20 protein-coding genes are annotated in these 17,235 nt (G+C 69.0%); 18 read left to right on the top strand and 2 right to left on the bottom strand.

Annotated features, from left to right (window positions below):
* Positions 1-32: 32 nt before the first annotated feature.
* The gene (locus ACZ67T_RS42205) at positions 33-425 is read right to left on the bottom strand and encodes a PPOX class F420-dependent oxidoreductase (protein WP_469991867.1); all 393 of its coding nucleotides are present in this window, start codon (positions 423-425) and stop codon (positions 33-35) included.
* A gap of 197 nt (positions 426-622) precedes the next feature.
* Here ACZ67T_RS42205 and ACZ67T_RS42200 point away from each other — a divergent pair, with 197 nt between their 5' ends.
* A complete protein-coding gene (locus ACZ67T_RS42200; RefSeq protein WP_469991866.1) occupies positions 623-1,576 on the top strand; it encodes a UbiA family prenyltransferase in 954 nt (317 codons plus the stop codon).
* Positions 1,577-1,653: 77 nt separating this feature from the next.
* On the opposite strand, the gene ACZ67T_RS42195 is transcribed toward ACZ67T_RS42200, so the two are convergent.
* Entirely contained in the window at positions 1,654-2,328 is a 675-nt protein-coding gene (locus tag ACZ67T_RS42195) for a response regulator transcription factor (RefSeq protein ID WP_469991865.1), read from the bottom strand.
* Between the two features lie 399 nt (positions 2,329-2,727).
* On the opposite strand from ACZ67T_RS42195, the gene ACZ67T_RS42190 reads away from it, so the two are divergent.
* From ACZ67T_RS42190 to ACZ67T_RS42110, 17 genes are all read left to right on the top strand, one after another.
* Complete coding sequence (locus ACZ67T_RS42190; protein WP_382611921.1) at positions 2,728-3,171, top strand: acyl-CoA thioesterase; 444 nt, start codon at positions 2,728-2,730, stop codon at positions 3,169-3,171.
* A gap of 53 nt (positions 3,172-3,224) precedes the next feature.
* On the top strand, positions 3,225-4,430 hold the full coding sequence (locus tag ACZ67T_RS42185) for a serine hydrolase domain-containing protein (protein WP_469991863.1): 1,206 nt from the start codon (positions 3,225-3,227) through the stop codon (positions 4,428-4,430).
* Positions 4,431-4,465: 35 nt separating this feature from the next.
* A complete protein-coding gene (locus tag ACZ67T_RS42180; protein WP_469991862.1) occupies positions 4,466-5,902 on the top strand; it encodes an MFS transporter in 1,437 nt (478 codons plus the stop codon).
* A 22-nt stretch (positions 5,903-5,924) separates the two neighbouring features.
* Positions 5,925-6,962 carry a ketoacyl-ACP synthase III family protein gene (locus ACZ67T_RS42175; RefSeq protein ID WP_469991860.1) on the top strand — a complete coding sequence of 346 codons (1,038 nt, stop codon included), beginning with the start codon at positions 5,925-5,927 and terminating at the stop codon, positions 6,960-6,962.
* On the top strand, positions 6,929-8,131 hold the full coding sequence (locus ACZ67T_RS42170) for an FAD-dependent monooxygenase (protein WP_469991858.1): 1,203 nt from the start codon (positions 6,929-6,931) through the stop codon (positions 8,129-8,131). The genes ACZ67T_RS42175 and ACZ67T_RS42170 overlap by 34 nt, the downstream gene beginning before the upstream one ends.
* 108 nt (positions 8,132-8,239) lie before the next feature.
* The gene (locus tag ACZ67T_RS42165; RefSeq protein WP_382611933.1) at positions 8,240-8,521 is read left to right on the top strand and encodes an acyl carrier protein; all 282 of its coding nucleotides are present in this window, start codon (positions 8,240-8,242) and stop codon (positions 8,519-8,521) included.
* On the top strand, positions 8,518-9,783 hold the full coding sequence (locus ACZ67T_RS42160) for a beta-ketoacyl-[acyl-carrier-protein] synthase family protein (RefSeq protein WP_469991856.1): 1,266 nt from the start codon (positions 8,518-8,520) through the stop codon (positions 9,781-9,783). Before ACZ67T_RS42165 ends, ACZ67T_RS42160 begins: the two co-directional genes overlap by 4 nt.
* Positions 9,780-10,883 (top strand): beta-ketoacyl synthase N-terminal-like domain-containing protein, encoded by a 1,104-nt coding sequence (locus ACZ67T_RS42155; protein WP_469991854.1) that lies wholly within the window; start codon positions 9,780-9,782, stop codon positions 10,881-10,883. Before ACZ67T_RS42160 ends, ACZ67T_RS42155 begins: the two co-directional genes overlap by 4 nt.
* On the top strand, positions 10,880-11,860 hold the full coding sequence (locus ACZ67T_RS42150; protein ID WP_469991852.1) for an AfsA-related hotdog domain-containing protein: 981 nt from the start codon (positions 10,880-10,882) through the stop codon (positions 11,858-11,860). Before ACZ67T_RS42155 ends, ACZ67T_RS42150 begins: the two co-directional genes overlap by 4 nt.
* On the top strand, positions 11,857-12,522 hold the full coding sequence (locus tag ACZ67T_RS42145; protein ID WP_469991850.1) for an HAD-IA family hydrolase: 666 nt from the start codon (positions 11,857-11,859) through the stop codon (positions 12,520-12,522). The genes ACZ67T_RS42150 and ACZ67T_RS42145 overlap by 4 nt, the downstream gene beginning before the upstream one ends.
* A complete protein-coding gene (locus ACZ67T_RS42140) occupies positions 12,519-13,229 on the top strand; it encodes an SDR family oxidoreductase (RefSeq protein WP_469991848.1) in 711 nt (236 codons plus the stop codon). Before ACZ67T_RS42145 ends, ACZ67T_RS42140 begins: the two co-directional genes overlap by 4 nt.
* A gap of 3 nt (positions 13,230-13,232) precedes the next feature.
* Positions 13,233-13,637 carry an ApeI family dehydratase gene (locus ACZ67T_RS42135; protein WP_469991846.1) on the top strand — a complete coding sequence of 135 codons (405 nt, stop codon included), beginning with the start codon at positions 13,233-13,235 and terminating at the stop codon, positions 13,635-13,637.
* A complete protein-coding gene (locus ACZ67T_RS42130; protein WP_469991845.1) occupies positions 13,634-14,119 on the top strand; it encodes a 3-hydroxyacyl-ACP dehydratase FabZ family protein in 486 nt (161 codons plus the stop codon). Before ACZ67T_RS42135 ends, ACZ67T_RS42130 begins: the two co-directional genes overlap by 4 nt.
* A complete protein-coding gene (locus tag ACZ67T_RS42125) occupies positions 14,112-15,119 on the top strand; it encodes an ACP S-malonyltransferase (RefSeq protein WP_469991843.1) in 1,008 nt (335 codons plus the stop codon). Before ACZ67T_RS42130 ends, ACZ67T_RS42125 begins: the two co-directional genes overlap by 8 nt.
* A gap of 80 nt (positions 15,120-15,199) precedes the next feature.
* Complete coding sequence (locus ACZ67T_RS42120; RefSeq protein WP_469991898.1) at positions 15,200-16,720, top strand: acyl-CoA carboxylase subunit beta; 1,521 nt, start codon at positions 15,200-15,202, stop codon at positions 16,718-16,720.
* Positions 16,721-16,750: 30 nt separating this feature from the next.
* Positions 16,751-16,972 carry an acyl-CoA carboxylase epsilon subunit gene (locus ACZ67T_RS42115; protein ID WP_469991841.1) on the top strand — a complete coding sequence of 74 codons (222 nt, stop codon included), beginning with the start codon at positions 16,751-16,753 and terminating at the stop codon, positions 16,970-16,972.
* 167 nt (positions 16,973-17,139) lie between these two features.
* A partial coding sequence (locus tag ACZ67T_RS42110; RefSeq protein WP_279617129.1) for a biotin carboxylase N-terminal domain-containing protein occupies positions 17,140-17,235 on the top strand: 96 nt, incomplete at its 3' end.

Below are 17,235 nucleotides of genomic sequence, written 5' to 3'. Positions count from 1 at the left end.
TGCTCATGGGCTGGTGGCCTCTCGGGCGCGACTCACTGGAAGGTGGCATGAAGAGGGGTGAGCCCGAGCAGAACCCGGTTGTCGTCCACGCCGCCGACCGGGCGATCGAGGTCGAGGCCGTAGCGGTGGGCGAGGCGCAGGTAGCCGGCGGTCGAGGGGTCGGGCTCCAGCCGGTCGACGACACCCCGCACCTCCAGATAGCGGTAGGGCTGGTCGGGGTCGTTCACGGACAGGGAGACGTGCGGGTCCTTCGACACGTTGCGGTACTTGAAGCGGTCGGTGGTCGTGGTGAACCACAGACGCTCACCGTCCCACTCGAACCAGACCGGGTTCACGTGCGGTGTGCCGTCGGGCCTGATGGTCGCCAGGTGCCCGAACAGCGGGCGCTCGAGCAGGTCGACGTGGCTTGCGGGGATGACGGACACAGTGGCTCCTGGAATGGTGCGTGAACGGCTGAGACTTCAGCGGCTCCAGTCACCTTCGCCGAGCAAACTCCCCTGTACAACGCGGACTTGAGAAAGAAGTCGGGTGAGGGCGGCGGCGAGGCCGGAACCCTGCACCCTTGGATGCAATTACGGTGCTCGGCCGGGAGAACGAGCTGGGTGGTTCGTACCTTCCAGTGGTGGCCGAGATCATTGACACCCTGTTCGTCCCCCGGACCCCGCGGCTCCTGCTGGCGCGGGTCCGTCTTTCGCTGCGTCATGTGCGGTACGCGCTGATCGAGGCGCGTCCGATCGTGCAGCTCGTCTTCCTCATGCGCTACCTGATCGGCGCCGTCCAATCCTCCGGGCACCACCTTCTGGCGAGCCCGCTGCGGCTGGTCGCGGGAGCGGTCGCCTGGTGGCTGGCTGTGGTCGCCGCCTACCTGATCAACGGCGTGATGGACGTCAAGGAGGACCGGGCCAACGGGTCCGTACGCCCCATTGCCCGGGGCGACCTGCCGACGCGGACGGCCGCGTTCCAGACCGCGGGGGCCGCCGTCGGTGCGCTCGCCCTGGCGGCCTGCGTGCCCGGCCTGACCGTCTGGGTGGCGGCGTTCCTGATGCTGGGCTGGCTCTACTCGGCGCCACCGATGGCCGCCAAGCGCTGGAGCACCGCGTGCGCGGTGGTGGTGTTCGGCCTCGGATGGACCTCGTTCGCGGGGGGTGCGGCCACGGCGGGTGGCCGACTGAGCCCCGCGGGACTCGCGTTCGCCGTTGTCATGAGCGCCTGGATGGCTCTGGTGGGCTCGGTGGTCAAGGATCTGAGCGACGTCGACGGCGATGCCGCCGGAGGACGGTCAACGGTAGCCGTGCGGCACGGCGCGGGCCTGGCGCGCTCGCTCGGCGCGGTGGGTGCCCTGCTCGTCGGTGCGGGCGCGGTGCTGACGTCGCTGGCCCGGTTCCCGACCCTGTTGCCCGCGACGGTCTGCGTGGCGATCGGCGCCGTGTGCGTGGTCGTGCAGATCGTGCGTACCGCCCGGATCGAGGGCGGCGACAAGCGGACCCACCGCAGCGCCTACCGCGCGTTCATGCGAACCCAATATGCCGCCAACGTCGCCCTGTTGTGTGTGATGGCGTGGCACGGAACAGCGTGAGGGCCGTGACACGACAACGTCCCGGTGGGAGCGGGCCCGTCGGCCGCCGCTCGCCCCACCGGGACGCCGTCATCGGGTCAGACGCGGCCGAAGGCCTTGTTGACCGCGTCGATTCGGGAGCCCGCCTGCAACTTCCCGTAGATATTGCTCAGATGCCGCTTCACGGTGGTCGTCTCGATGCCGAGTTCCCTGGCTATCTGGACATTGGTCCGTGCCTGGGCGACCCGTTCGAGGATTTCCTTCTCCCGCCGCGACAGCCCCGTGCCCGAGGAGCACGGGATGCCAACCGCTGCGAAATCGCGGGCCATCCCGTCGGAGACATCGGCGTACCCCCGCGCGCCCGCGTAGAGCCGGTGGCCGGCACTGGTCCGGAAGACCGTGGAGACCAGCAGCAGCATGTCAGTCCGCCGGGGCGGCGCCTCGTACGTCACCGCGGTGCGCAGAAACGGCTGCATCGCACTCCACAGGATGTCCACGGCACGCACCGACTCCGCGACCGCGATGCCCTGACGCGCCCGGTCCACCCCCACCAGATGCGAATAGCTGCGGGCGTCAGCAGACTCCGACGGCGGCTCACCGGAGAGCGCCGCGATGCAGTCCTCGATGATCGACTCCGCCTGGGCGCAGCATCTGGGCCAGGCATCCTTGCGCATCGCCAGCGGACTGCGCACCGCCCGCAAGGCCAACTGGTAGGAGCGGACGATGTCAGGAATCGCGGTGCGCAGAAACGACGCCGCGGCAGGATAATGCATGGTTCCCCCTTCTCCGCTCCCTTGCGACGAAGGAGCGGTCGTACGCCCAAACTAACGAGGCGATCGACGCCCTCCTCCGCCTACTTGGCTAAGTCCAGAAAAATTCTCGAAGTTCACCGCAGCGCGGTGCCTGCAGACCGAAAAGACGTTTCTACTTTGGCAGGTCGCTCTGGTCGCGAACGCGTGAGCCATGGCGGTCGCTTCGGTGGTCGTATCTCGCTGCACCCTAGGGTGCAGTTGCTCTTCCCGGGGACCGGCGAGCGGACTTGGAGCCGTAATCTCTCTTCGTAGCCGAGAGCACCGGCAAGCCCCGGACCTCTCGATGTTCTGGATGACGAGTCGCAGCGTCGCGACGTCTCTCCACACCGGCTGATCTGACACGCGAGACGAGGTCGCTCGATGAGCACGCATGCCGCAACGACACTGGACGAGCCGGGAGTTCGCCGGCCGTCCTCGGTCGACGTCTCGCTCCGGTGGGGCGACGTCGACGCCTACGGGCATGTCAACAACTGCGAGATCGTCAGGCTTCTCGAGGAAGCCCGCATGAGGTGGCTCATGTCGACCGACGCCTTCGACGGGGAGACCGCGGTCGTCGCAGCACACGAAATCGGATATCTCAGGCCGCTCCATTATTCGCTGGAGCCGGTACGCATCGAAGTCTGGATATCGAACATTCGGCGTTCGAGCTTCGAGTTCAATTTCCGGATTATTGACGCGGCGCAGGAAGTCAGTGTCAAAGCGGTGAGTCGAATGGTGATGTTCGACCTCACTGCTCAAGAGCCCTACCGCATCAATCCGGCGCTCCGAGCGCATCTCGAGCAATTCTCCGGCGACCGGCTGTGAGCCGCCCGGGGACAGCAACCACCCAAGGTAAGAAAGACGAGAGGGACTTCTTCATGCAACTCGACGCGGATCGGCTGTCAGCCTTCGGCGAGTACTTCGACCGACAGGTCCTCGACGGCCAGATCTCGGGCTGGACGGGCATCGTCTCCCAGCACGGGGAGGTGAAGTACGCGACCGCCGGTGGCCTGGCGAACATCGCCGACGGCACCCCGATGAAGACGGACAGCATCTTCCGCGCCTGGTCACTGAGCAAGGCCATGACTTCGGTGGCTTTCATGACCCTGGTGGAGAAGGGCCTGGTCGCGCTGAACGACCCGGTCGCCGACTACCTGCCCTCGTACGCCGATCTGCGCGTCTACCGCGCCGGCATGGCGGAGTCACCCCTCACCGAGGGGCTGCTCGAACCCATGCGGATCTGGCACCTGCTGACCCACACCTCCGGTCTTGGCTACGGCTCCCACCAGTCGCACGCGGTGGACAGCCTGTACGTGGGGGCCGGTTACGCCCTGGGTGTCCCGGAGGGTGTCGACCTCGTCGGAGCCACCGAGGCGTGGGGCTCCTTCCCGCTGCGCTTCCAGCCCGGCACGGCCTGGAACTACGGCGTCAGCACGGACGTGCTCGGACGGATCATCGAGGTCGTCTCCGGAAAGCGCCTCGACGTCTACATGAAGGAAGCCCTCTTCGAGCCGCTCGGCCTCAAGGACACGGCCTTCCACGTGGAGCCGGACCAGACGCACCGCTACGCGGAGATCTACACCCAGCAAGGGGAGACCGACGGCCTGACCCCGCTCGGCCTTCCCGTCGACACCGACGTGCCCACCTTCCTCTCGGGCGGCGGCGGCATCTACACGTCGGCGGAGGACTACATCGCCTTCCTCGGCATGCTCGTCAACGGTGGCCGGATCGGATCCACGTCCGACCACGTGATCTCACCGCTGACCGTCGAGTCGATGCGCAGCAACCACCTGCCGGGCAACGCCACGCTGGGCGACGGATTCGGCTACTGGCCCGTCCCCGCCATCAACGAGGTCATGAAGTCTGTCGGCTTCGGGCTCGGCTTCATGACCATGCAGACGCCGGCGGAGAGCCACATCCTGTCGCGTGCGGGCGAGTACTCGTGGCTGTCGGCGAGCAGCACCAACTTCTTCGTCGACCCCACAACGGGCGTGGCGGCCCTGGTCGTTCCGCAGCTCTTCCCGTCACGGACGCTCCCGATCATGAACCGGCTGCGCCAGTTCGTCTACCAGTCCTACCGCTGACAGTCCCCCCACGAAGAACACAGAAGGAGCCCGCTTTGTCGACCGTAGAGACCAAAGCTCCAGCGAGCGCTGCCGGGGCCGCAGGCTCGGGATTCAGCCCGCTCGGGCAGGGCACGCTGCTGATGGCGGCGGCCCTGACGACGGTGGACGCGTTCATCGTCAACGTCGCCCTGCCCTCGATTCAGAAGACCTTCCACGTCTCGGCGTCTACCTCGCAGTTCGTGGTGAGCTTCTACGGCATCACCTACGCCGTACTGCTCGTCCTCGGCGGCCGGTTCGGTGACCGGTTCGGGCGCCGCAAGCTGATCCAGATCGGTGTCGGCGGATTCACGATCGCCTCGCTCGCCTGCGGGATCGCCCCCAACATCGAGACTCTGGTCGGCGCCCGCATCCTGCAGGGCGCAGCCGCCGCCCTGCTGCTGCCCCAGGTGCTGTCCACTATCCAGGCTTCGCTCCAGGAGCCCGCCAAGACGCGGGCCGTCAGCTACTACGGCGCGATCGGCGGCCTGTCGGCAGCGGTCGGGCAGCTGCTCGGCGGTCTGTTCGTCTGGGCGGACATCGCCGGACTCGGCTGGCGCCCGATCTTCCTGGTGAACGTCCCACTGGGCATCCTGGCCGTGATCGGTACGCGGCTGTGGGTGCCGGAGACCAAGGCGACCCAGCCGCAGGGCGCAGACCTCGGCGGCACCGCGCTGTTCGGCACCGCCGTGCTCGCCCTGCTGGTCCCGCTCAGCCTCGGGCGGCAGACCCACTGGCCGCTGTGGACCTGGGCCCTGTTCGTGGTGTCCGCCGCCGTTGCCTTCGTCCTGTGGCGCTACGAGCGCAAGGTGGAGACGACGGACGTCGTCCCGCTGATCGCTCCCTCGCTGCTCTCGCAGTCCGCGATGAAGCGCGGCCTGCTCGTTCTGGGCAGCGGCTTCCTGGCCTTCGGCGGCTTCATCTTCGTTTTCGCGCTGGCTGTCCAGGGCGGCAACCGGATGAGCGCCTTCGAGTCCGGTCTGTCCATGGCCCCGATGGCGGTCGGCCAGTTCCTCGCCGCGGTACGGGCACCGAAGCTGATCGGCAGGGTCGGTGTGCGCACGCTCCAGATCGGCGGGGTCCTCCAGGTGCTCGGACTGGTCGCCCTGATCGTGCCCGCCCTGCTGTGGTGGCCCCACGTGCACTTCTACGAGCTGGTCGTCGGCATGTTCCTCATCGGCGCGGGCAACGGCCTGTTCGTGCCGACGGTCTACCGCACCGTGCTGTCCTCGATCCCGCCCAACCAGATCGGCGCCGGCAGCGGCATCGTGACGACCACGCAGCAGACCACGCTCGCCCTCGGCACCGCCCTGCTCGGCGCGGTCTTCATGGGCGTCTCCGGCGGCGGTGACACGCGACTGGGCTTCGTCGTCGTCTGCGCCGTCTTCCTCGCCGTAGCCGTGGCGTTCGCCGTGTTCGGCAAGTCCCTCAAGCCGGAGGAAAGTTCCCGATGAAGACGAAAGGTAGACGGCACACATGCTGATCAACGGCCTTTACCTGAACGGCTGCACCGTCGAGTACCCGGACACCCGGATCTCCGTCTCCGACGCCGTGGACCAAGGACTGGTGCACGACGTCGACGAGACCCTGGGCAACCCCGACGTCCCGGTCCTCGACAGCACAGGCCCAGTCGCCGACCTGGCGGTCGAGGCACTGCGCGGATCCCTGAAGTCGGCCCAGACCGACGCCTCCGACGTCGGCCTGCTCTTCCACTGCAGTTGGTGGCACCAGGGCTTCGACATCTGGAGCGCCGCGCACTACGTCGCACACCGCACGGACGCGCTGGGCGCACTGCCGGTCAATCTGTCCCAGGGGTGCAACGCCCCGATGGCGGCACTCGAGCTCGCCAGCCGCGCCATGCTGGCCGATGACTCGATCACGGCGGCGGCCGTGACGGTCTCCGACGCGATGCAGGAGCCGCAGGTCGACCGCTGGAACCTCAACTACGGCTGTGTACACGGCGATGCCGGAACCGCGCTGGTGGTGGCTCGTGAGCCGGCCGCACACAACTCCTTCCGGATCGTCTCGCTATCCAGCCGGGCCGCCCCGGAACTGGAGGAGATGAACCGCTTCGGCTACGACCCCACCCCCGGACCCGCGCTGCGGGCCGGCGGCAAGGTCGACCTGCGGGCCGCCAAGAAGGCGTACCTGACGGAGTACGGCATCGAGCGGTTCGCGCAGCGGTCGCGGGCCTCCCTGACGGGCTGCGTGCAGGAGGCCCTCGACGACGCGGGCCTCACGGGCGCCGAGGACCGCATCCGCGCAGTCGCTGTCCCGCGGCTGAGCGGCAAGATCTTCGAGACGGTCTACCGTCCGCAGCTCGCTCCGTTCTTCGGCGCCGACAAGCTGGTGTGGCACGGCGGGCGCACCGCACACCTTGGCGTCGCCGACGTCGGCGCGAACATCACCGATCTCTACGAGGACCAGGACCTGCAGCCGGGCGATCTCTGCGTGATCGTCAACGCCGGCGGCGGATACACATGGTCCTGCCTGATCCTGGAGCTGGTGTGCTAGACGTACTCGTCGTGGGTGGCGGGCCGACCGGCCTGACGGCGGGCTGTGTCCTCGCCGCACAAGGGCTCTCCGTGCGCATCCTGCGCAAACACCCGCCGTTCACAGGCCACTCGCGGGCCTCGGTCATCTGGCCCGCAGCACTGGAGATCATGGACTCGATCGGGGTCGTCGACCGTCTTCGAGCGAGCGGCAGCCGGGTCACCAAGGTCGGCTACTACTCATCGGGCGAATCCATCGGGCGCTTCGAGATCGACCGCATGAGCGACACGCCTTTCCCCTTCGCACTCGGTGTCTCGCAGCACGACACCGAGGCCGCGCTGGAGGAGGCGTTCCGCGCGGCCGGCGGCGGCATCGACGACGCGGAGGTGCTCGACCTGGAGCAGGACGACGAGCAGGTCACCGTCCGGCTGCGGGCAGCGGGGCACACCTCGGCCCTGTCGGCGCGCTACCTGATCGGTGCCGACGGCGCCGGCAGCACCGTGCGCGACCTCCTCGGCATCGCGATGCCGGACGTCGGCCCGCGGGTCTCCTTCCGCATTGCTGACGCCGTGATCAGCGGCCTGCCGGAGGACGAGGCCAGCTACTGCTGGACCCCGCACGGCGGCATGGCCATCGGTCCGCACGACCGGGGCGCCTACCGGCTCGCCCACCGGCTGCTGCCGGATGCGCCCGACGCCACGGTGGAGTCGTTCCAGAGCCTGCTCGACGCGCGCGGTCCGCACGGGCGGCGCCCGCGCGTGCGCCAGCTGGTCTCCACCGCCGATTTCCAGGCGCGATTCGCTGTCGCGGACCGTTTCGCGGTCGGCCGCTGCTATCTCGCGGGCGATTCCGCACACGTCATGGCACCGGCCGGCGGACAGGGCATGAATTCTGGAATTCTTGACGCCGCAGCGCTTTCCTGGCGTATGGTTGAAGAAATTCGGAACGGCGCCGGTAACGCATTGAGCGAATACGATGCGGAACGCCAGGGCGTCATCCGGAAGATCATGGCTACCGCCATCGAGCATGCCCGCGACGGCGGCCTCCGCTCGGCTGCCGAGATTGCCGAGCGCGACGAGCGGTACCGCTCCACCTGCCACGACGCCGCCCAGCACCTGGATCGCATGGCCCGACTGAGCCAGCTGAGTGTCGATCCGGCGCGCGCCCGAGGTGGCCGCGTTACTTCCTGAACAATCCTGCAGGACCCTTCTCGCCGGTCATTCGACAAGAATTCACTGAATTCCGAGAATGACCGTCCGGGCCCACCTGTCAAAAAATCCACTGAATTGGATGAGGATATGACTGTTGCTGTAATTTCCGACGAGGTAATTCAGAACACCACCCTCGACATCATCGTCGACGAGCTCGAACTGGATCTCGAGCCCACCGAGGTCGACGTCCACGCCGACCTCATCGACATCTACGGGGCCGACTCCCTCGGCCTGATCCAGGTCCTCGCCCGGGTGAACAAGGAGCTGTCCATCCGCGTGCCCCGGGAGCTCGCCGTCGACCTGCGCACCGTCGACCTGCTCGTGGCGCAGATCATCCTGATACGCGATGGCAAGGGCGGCGACCAGTGAGCCCCGCCCGACGGGTCGTGGTGACCGGCCTGGGATGTGTCAGCAGCATCGGCACCGGGGTCGAGGACTTCACCGCGGGCATCAAGGCCGGGCGCAGCGGCGTCACGCCCATCACGTCCTTCGACAGCAGTGACTTCCCAGCCCAGCTGGCCGGCGAAGTACAGGACTTCGACCCGGCCTCGATCGTCCAGGTCATCAGCCTGGAGGACTGGGGGCGCACCGCCCACTTCGCGGCGGCCGCGGCCCGCCTCGCAGTCGAGGACGCCGCCCTCGCCCTCGACGAAGACACCCGCGCGACCGCGGGGGCCATCATCGGGACCACGAATGGCGAGGCCCCATCCGTCGACACCCTGACCCGGCAATGGCTGGACGGCGGGCCCGACACGGTCTCCGTCGACGTGGTCCGCAAGATCCCCGCAGGCAACATCGCCGCCGCCGTCTCGGTCGAACTGGGCCTGCACGGCGAGACCGTGGTCATCCCGACCGCGTGCTCCGCCGCCAACTACGCCATCGGCAGCGCCGCAGACAAGATCATCGCCGGTGAGGCCGACGTGATGGTGGCGGGCGGCGCCGACAGCGTCAACCGATTCACACACGCCGGGTTCCAGAGCCTGGGCGCCGTCGCCGACGGCGTCCCGCGACCCTTCGACCAGGACCGCACCGGCATCGTCACCGCCGAGGGCGGCGCGGTCCTCGTCCTGGAGGAACTGGAGCACGCCCAGCGGCGCGGTGCGCACATCTACGCCGAACTGCTCGGCTACGGGCTCAGCTGCGACGCCCACCACATCGTGCACCCGGATGCCCAGAGCATCGCCGACTGCATCCGCAGGGCGCACGCCAACTCGGGCATCACGGCGGGCGACGTCGACTACGTCTGCGCCCACGGCACGGGCACCCCGACCAACGACATCACCGAAATCACCGCCACCCGCCTGGTGTTCGGCGACGAGCACCCGCCGATCAGCTCCATCAAGTCGATGCTCGGCCACACCATGGGCGCCGCCAGCGGATTCGGTGCGATCGCCTGCTGCAAGGCGATCGAAGACTCCTTCCTGCCGCCCACCAGCAACGTACGCACCGTGGACCCGGCGTTCGGCGACGGCATCGACGTCGTCGGCGACGGAGCCAAGCCGGCCGAGGTACGGGTCGCGCAGAACCACGGCTTCGCGTTCGGCGGCAACAACGCCATCACCATTTTCGGCGCCTTCTCCGACCGTGAGCCGGTCGGTGCGGGGGCCGCTGCGGGAGGGGAGCGGCGATGACCGCCACGGAGGAACTCCAGATCTCTTGGGTGTCGGTGCTGTCCACGGCCGGTGTCGGCCTGGACGCCCTGCGCGACCGGCTGCGCGAGCCGGCCGCGGCCCGCACCGGCGCCGCAGCGGCCGAAGCCGACGCCGACGCCGAGAGCTATGCCGGGCTGCCCGGCGAGGTGGCGTCGGTGCCCGGCTTCGCCATCACCGACTACGTGCCCCGCAAGGGCACGAAGAACCTCGACCGCACGACGAAGCTGGGCCTGGCGGCCAGCACGCTGCTCAAGCGGGAACTGAGTGAGCGCGCTGGGGTCGACGACGCGTCCTGGGAGTCCACCGGGATCGCGATGGGCACCGTCGTCGGGAGCCTGCGCAGCAGTGTCGAGCTGGACGTCGACATCATCGAGGGCAAGGGCATCGACCTGGTCAACCCCGCGGTCTTCCCCAACACCACCATGAACTGCTGCGCCAGCCAGATCGCCATCTGGCACGGACTGCGCGGCCCCAACTCCACCCTGGCCAACGGCACGGTCAGCGCCCTGTCCGCACTGCGCTACGGCGCACGGCTCATCCGCTGCGGCCACGCGCAGCGGATGCTCGTCGGCGGCGTCGAGGAACTCTCCCCGCACACCGCCTGGGGCACCCGCCTCAAGAAGGACGTGGCGGAGTCCGTCGTCATCGGTGAGGGCGCGGCACTGCTCGCGCTCGAACCGGCAGGGCCGGACGCGCCCGAGGCCTTGGCCACGGTGACGGCCTGCGAGGTGATGTTCGCGCCGCAGCGCACCCAGGCCGGATACGCGCAGGCGCTGCGCGGTGCGGTCAACCGGTCCCTGGACGCGGCGCGACGTGCCGGTGTCGAGGTCGAGTTGGTACTCCCCGGGGCCATCGGCACGGTCGTGGAGGAGAGCGAGCGGGCGGCCCTGGAGCCGCTCGACGCCGAACGAGTGGACGTACGCACCGCCGTCGGTGAGTGCGGCGGCGCCCTGGGCGCCATGCAACTGGCCGCGGCACTCGCCCTGGGCCGGCCCGGCACGGGTGTCCTGATCACCGGGATCGACGACTCCGGCGCCGTGGCCGCAGCAGTCCTCACCATCGTCGAGGAGGGCGCATGAGCACGGCCGCCACCGCCGACCGCGTGCCCCGGAGCCCGGCCCGCCCGGAGCTGGTCCGGCGGGACCTCGTGCACCGGGCCAACGAGCAGGAGATCCTCGTGTCGCCCCCCGGGCGCGCGAACGGGGCCGGCTACGACAGCATGACGGTCACCACGGGCATCAGCCCGTACTACCTCGACCACCCCGGTCCGTACTGGCTGGACGCACTCCTGCTGACAGAGGCCTGCCGCCAGGCCGCACTCAGCGCGGCACACGAGTTCGAGGGCCTGTCGAGCGACATCGCGTTCTTCTTCAACTCGATCGACGTGCAGATCACCGATCCGGCGGCCTTGGCGGCGGTACGCGGCGAACTGACGCTGCACACGGAGTTCGAGCAGCTCCAGCTGCGGGTCGACGGGTCACCGAAGCAGATCGCCTACACACAGACGGGCACCGACAACGCGGGCCGGGAAGTGCTGCGTACGACGATGGCGGTGCAGGGCGTGCCCAAGCGTCGCTACGAGGACCTGCGCGCCTACCAGCGGGACGGCACGCCGCCGCCGACCACGGCCGTGCTGCGCTCGGATCCGGGTCGACGTTCCGGACTGAGCACGCCGCACAGCGTGGCCCGGTCCGAGAGCGCGAACGTGGCGCTCGCCCGGCGGCGGACCGAAGAGGGCGTATCCGTCGCTGAGTTGGCGCCCGACTTCGCCAACGCAAGCCTCTTCGACCACGACTACGACCACTTCCCGGCCATGGTGCTCATCGAAGCCGGCCGCCAGCTCGTCCTGGCCGACACACCCTGGCCCGCCGACCACGTGGTCACTGCGGTACGGGCGACGTTCGACCACTTCGCCGAACTCGACCGGGCCACCCGGCTCGTGGCGCGGCACAGTGGACGCTGGGTCGACGTGGACTGCGTCCAGGACGGCCTGGTCGTGACCCGTATGTCGTTCGCACTGGCCGAGGCCGGCACAGACGGCGGGGACGCATCATGACCCACGCCGTCTGGACCGACTTCCGCGGGGTGATGACGCCTCCGCTGCAAGAGGGCCTGCGTGCCTACTGCGAGGGCAAGCCGTTCACGGTTCAGCAGCTCGGCCGGTGCCTGCGGGCGATCGCGGACCGTCACGCCTGCCCGGACGGGATGGCCGTACTCGACTCCGGGATCCTCTCCGAGCGGGAATGGACAGCCGAGATCGAGCAGGAGCTGGCCGCCCGGTTCGCGGTGGACGCAGACCTGTCCGAGCTAGGCACGGAGTGGTGGAGCGACCGCCGCGTCAACACCGCCTGGCTGGCCGCCCTGCGCACCTGGCGGGACGCCGGCGTCTTCGTAGGCCTGATCTCCAACCTTCCCGTGGACTGGAAGAACCAATTCGCCCAGTTCGCGGACTGGGACGAGCTGTTCGACGAGGTCCTGCTCTCCTGCGACCTCGGTGTCCGCAAACCGGACCTCGCCATGTTCCACCTGGCCGCATCACGGTCCGGCCTGCCCCCACAGGCCAACGTCCTCGTCGACGACCTCGCCAACAACGTCGCCGGGGCCCGCCGGGCCGGCTGGGCCGGAGTGACCGGTGGCGGCGACGCCACCCGGTCCGCCATCGAGCAAATCGATTCGTTCGTCCGCATAGGCGCCATTCATCAAGGAGCAGCGACATGACCAACCGATCGGTATTCATCACCGGAGCCAGCCGCGGTATCGGAGCGGCGATCGCCACCGAGTTGCACAAGCAGGGATATCGCGTCGTGGGCACCGCCCGCACCACGAAGCCGGAGATCGACGGCGTCTCGTTCGTCGAATGCGACGTCCGCGACCCGCAGTCGGTCACCACGGCCGTCGAGCAGGCGCGGGACATCGTCGGCGAGATCGACATCGTCATCAACTGCGCCGGGATCATGAACGACGGGCCCCTGCTCACCCAGACCCACGAGGGCGTTCGGGACGTACTCGAGACCAACCTCAACGGCTCCATCAACGTGGCGCGCGAAACAGTCTCGGACATGCTCGCCAACAAGTGGGGCCGCCTGGTGTTCGTCTCCTCGATCGTGGCCCTTTGGGGGTCGCCCGGACAGGTCAACTACGCGGCGTCCAAGAGCGGTCTCATCGGTCTGGCCCGTTCCCTTTCCTGGGAGTTGGGCCGCGCCGGCATCACGTCCAATGTCGTCCTGCCGGGCCTCGTCGAGACCGACATGATCGCCGACCTGTCGAAGAAGCGCCGCGACGAGATCGTCTCCCAGACCGCGCTGCGCCGTACCGGACGGCCGGAGGAGGTAGCCGCCCTCGTCGCCTTCCTGGTGTCCGAGGAAGCGGGCTTCATCACCGGCTCGTCCATCCCCATCGGCGGCGGCGTCGGCATGGGGGTGTAAGCCATGGCGCCCGTACAGCACGCCCTCGCCGACGACGCCCGGCGCATGCCACTCGTCGCCGTGGACGAGGTCGAGGCGACCGACGGAGGGTTCGTCGGCCGCAAGCGCGTCAGCGCCGACGACCCCTATCTGGCCGGGCACTTCCCCGACCTCACGGTGTACCCCGGAGTGTTCCTGATCGAGAGCCTGCAGCAGATGCTCGAACTCCACCTCGACCAGGCTCTCGGCGGCGTCACTCTGGTGGAGATCAGCTCGGTCCGGTTCAGCCGGCCGGCGCTCGCCGATGACGAGCTGGTCATCGAGGCCACGGTCAGCGGCGACCGCGAGCACCTGGTCACCAAGGCGACCTGCAGCATCGGCGGGCAGCGCTGCGCCCGCATCACCGCGACATGGAGGTGCGGAGCATGACGGCGACGACGGCCACGGCCGCCCATCCGGACCCCGACGACCTACTGCCCTACGGATATCCCGCCCTGCAGGTGGACCGCGTCGTCCGGCACACGCCCGGCGCCCTCACAGCCGTCAAGGCGGTGAGCCGGCACGAACTGGACCGACAGCCGGGCCGCTCGGCCCCCGGCGCCTTCCCCGCCTCTCTCACGCTGGAGTCCTTCCTCCAGGCCTGCGGGCTACTGGTGCTGCTCGAGTCCGCTGACCCCGGTCGGCACTTGCTGATCTTCGGCTCGGCGCGCGGGGTCCGACTGACCGGCGCGGTGCACGCCGGTGAACTCCTCGAACACTCGGTCGAGTTGGTCGACCGGGACGAGGAGACCGCCACCTTCACCGGAGTAGCGCGCGCGGGGGACGGCCGCGTCGTCCTGGAGGTCGACCGTGCCATCACCCTGCTCCGCCCCGCCGACTCACTCACAGGAGGCGGAAACCAACATGACTGACATCTGGGAGGGCGAGGATTCCATGGGATACCGCTATGTCGTGAGCGCCCCGGGGCAGGGCGTCCAGCGGCCGGGAATGCTCGATCCCTGGCTGGAGGGCATCCCCGAGGCACCCGAACTGGTCGATACCTGGTCGCGGCGGGCCGGCTTCGATCTGGTCACGGCGAGCCGGGACGAGACTCTGCTCGCCGACACCGCCTTCGCGCAGCCGCTGATCGTCGCCGTGTCCGTACTGGCGTACCGACTGCTGAGCAGCAGGCTCGCGCCGGCCGCCGATGACGTCCTGTTCGCCGGCCACTCCGTCGGCGAACTGGCCGCCGCAGCCGGTGCGGGACACCTCGACGCCGAGACGGCCGTCGCCCTCGCCCGGGTTCGGGGAGAGGCAATGTCGGCGGCGTGCGCCGTGGCACCGACCGGCATGGCGGCCGTCATGCCGACCAAGCGCGAAGGCGCCTCAGACGAGGAGATCACGGCGGCCGTCGCGGCGTCGGGCCTGAGCGTGGCCAACGTCAACGGCAGCCACCAGTTCGTGGCAGCGGGCCCCGCCGACCGCGTCGCGGGCTTCGCCGACTCCCCGCCGTCAGGGACGCGGGTGGCTCCGCTGAACGTCGCGGGCGCCTTCCATACCGAGGCCATGGCCCCGGCGGTGAAGGCCTTCGCCCGCGCGGCCCAAGGCGTGCGCTTCGCCGAGCCGGCCTCGGCGATGCTCGGCAACGCCGACGGAGCGCTGGTGAGCGACCCGGACGAGCTGCGGCGCCGGCTGATCAGCCAGATCACCGGACCGGTCCGCTGGGACCTGTGCGCGCAGGAGATGGCCCGCCTCGCCCCGGACGCCCTGCACATTGAACTGGCCCCGTCCGGCCCACTCACCCGCCTTCTGCAGCGTGCCCGGCCAGACGCGCACGCCGTCGCGATCGCCGTCCCGGAGGACATCGACCGGGTCGTGGCGCAGGCCGGTGCGCACGGCCGGACACCGCAACCGGCGCTGGCAGGTGCCTGATGACGGCGCGAAGCCGCCCGGGCACGACCGGACCCGAGGAACACGAGGAGGACGACATGTACAGCGGCGTCGAGGAGTTGATGGCTCTCAAGCAGGTCATCGCCGAGGGCGAGGACCCCGCCGCCACCAGCCGACAGCGTGACAAGGGCAAGCTGACGGCGCGTGAGCGTATCCAGCTGCTGCTGGACGAGGGGTCGTTCAACGAGGTCGAGCAGCTGCGCCGGCACCGGGCTGTCGGGTTCGGCCTGGAGGTGAAGAAGCCCTACACCGACGGTGTCATCACCGGTTGGGGCACGGTGGAGGGCCGGACGGTCTTCGTGTACGCGCATGACTTCCGGATCTTCGGCGGTGCGCTGGGCGAGGCCCATGCCACGAAGATCCACAAGATCATGGACATGGCCATTGCGGCGGGCGCGCCGCTGGTCTCGCTGAACGACGGCGCGGGCGCCCGCATCCAGGAAGGCGTCACGGCACTCGCCGGGTACGGCGGCATCTTCCAGCGCAACACCAAGGCAAGCGGGGTGATCCCGCAGATCTCGGTGATGCTCGGCCCGTGTGCGGGCGGCGCGGCGTACTCGCCCGCGCTGACGGACTTCGTGTTCATGGTCCGTGACACGTCGCAGATGTTCATCACCGGTCCGGACGTGGTGAAGGCCGTCACGGGTGAGGAGATCACGCAGAACGGGCTGGGCGGCGCCGACGTGCACGCGGAGACCTCGGGCGTCTCGCACTTCGCGTACGACGACGAGGAGACATGCATCGCCGAAGTGCGTTACCTGATCTCCTTGCTGCCGCAGAACAATCGCGAGGCCCCGCCCACCGTGGGCACCGACGACCAGCCCGACCGGAGCTGCGCGGAACTCCTCGATCTGGTCCCGGCCGACGGCAACCGTCCCTACGACATGGCCAAGGTCATCGAATCAATCGTCGACGACGGCGAATTCCTGGAAATCCACGAGCGCTGGGCAACCAATGTCCTCGTCGCGCTGGCCCGCCTGGACGGCCGGACCGTCGGGATCGTCGCCAACCAACCGCGCTCCCTGGCCGGCGTCCTGGATATCAACGCCTCAGAGAAGGCCGCGCGCTTCGTCCAGATGTGCGACGCCTTCAACATTCCGCTGGTGACACTGCTGGACGTCCCGGGCTTCCTGCCCGGCGTCGACCAGGAGCACGGCGGCATCATCCGCCACGGCGCGAAGTTGCTCTACGCGTACTGCAACGCCACCGTGCCGCGGATCCAGCTGATCCTTCGCAAGGCCTACGGCGGTGCCTACATCGTCATGGACTCCCGGTCGGTGGGCGCCGATCTGTCGTATGCCTGGCCCACCAACGAGATCGCGGTGATGGGCGCCGAGGGTGCGGCCAACGTGATCTTCCGCCGGCAGATCGCCGCCGCCGACGATCCCGAGGCCATGCGCACCCGCATGGTCAAGGAGTACAAGACCGAGCTGATGCACCCCTACTACGCAGCCGAACGCGGCCTGGTCGACGACGTCATCGACCCTGCCGAGACCCGCGAAGTGCTCATCCGCTCCCTGGCGATGCTGCGCACCAAGCACGCCGACCTGCCCTCCCGCAAGCACGGCAACCCGCCGCAGTAGACCCGTACGCACACGAACGGAGTTGATCGCATGTCCCAGACCACTGACAAGCCCTGCCTGGTCCGTGTCGAGCGAGGCCACGCCACCGACGACGAACTCGCCGCGCTCACCGTTCTGCTGCTCACCCAGGCCGGTCCGCACGACGACACGGACAGCGCCGACCGGAGCGCCGCACAGGACGGGCCGCACTGGGAGCGCCTCGAGAGACACACTGCCTATCGCTTTCCCGGCAGTTGGCGCCGGGGGAAATGACATGGACGGCATGAACGACGCCTGGGACGGAACCATCCGCGCCGGATCGGCCGGAGCCGATGAACGGCTCTGGCCAGCGGGGGCGCTGTTGGCGGGGGAGGAGGAGTGGGGCGATGAGCCGCACATACACCGCGGAATCGACTGAGAGGAACAGCCGCATGAGCGGCATGCGCAAGGTGCTCATCGCCAACCGTGGCGAAATCGCTGTCCGCGTGGCCCGGGCGTGCCGGGATGCCGGTATCGCGAGCGTTGCCGTTTACGCG

It is taken from the genome of Streptomyces sp. NPDC107517 (genome assembly GCF_055582645.1).
Note: the sequence above shows the minus strand (reverse complement) of the source record. Positions and strands in the feature narration are given on the sequence as shown.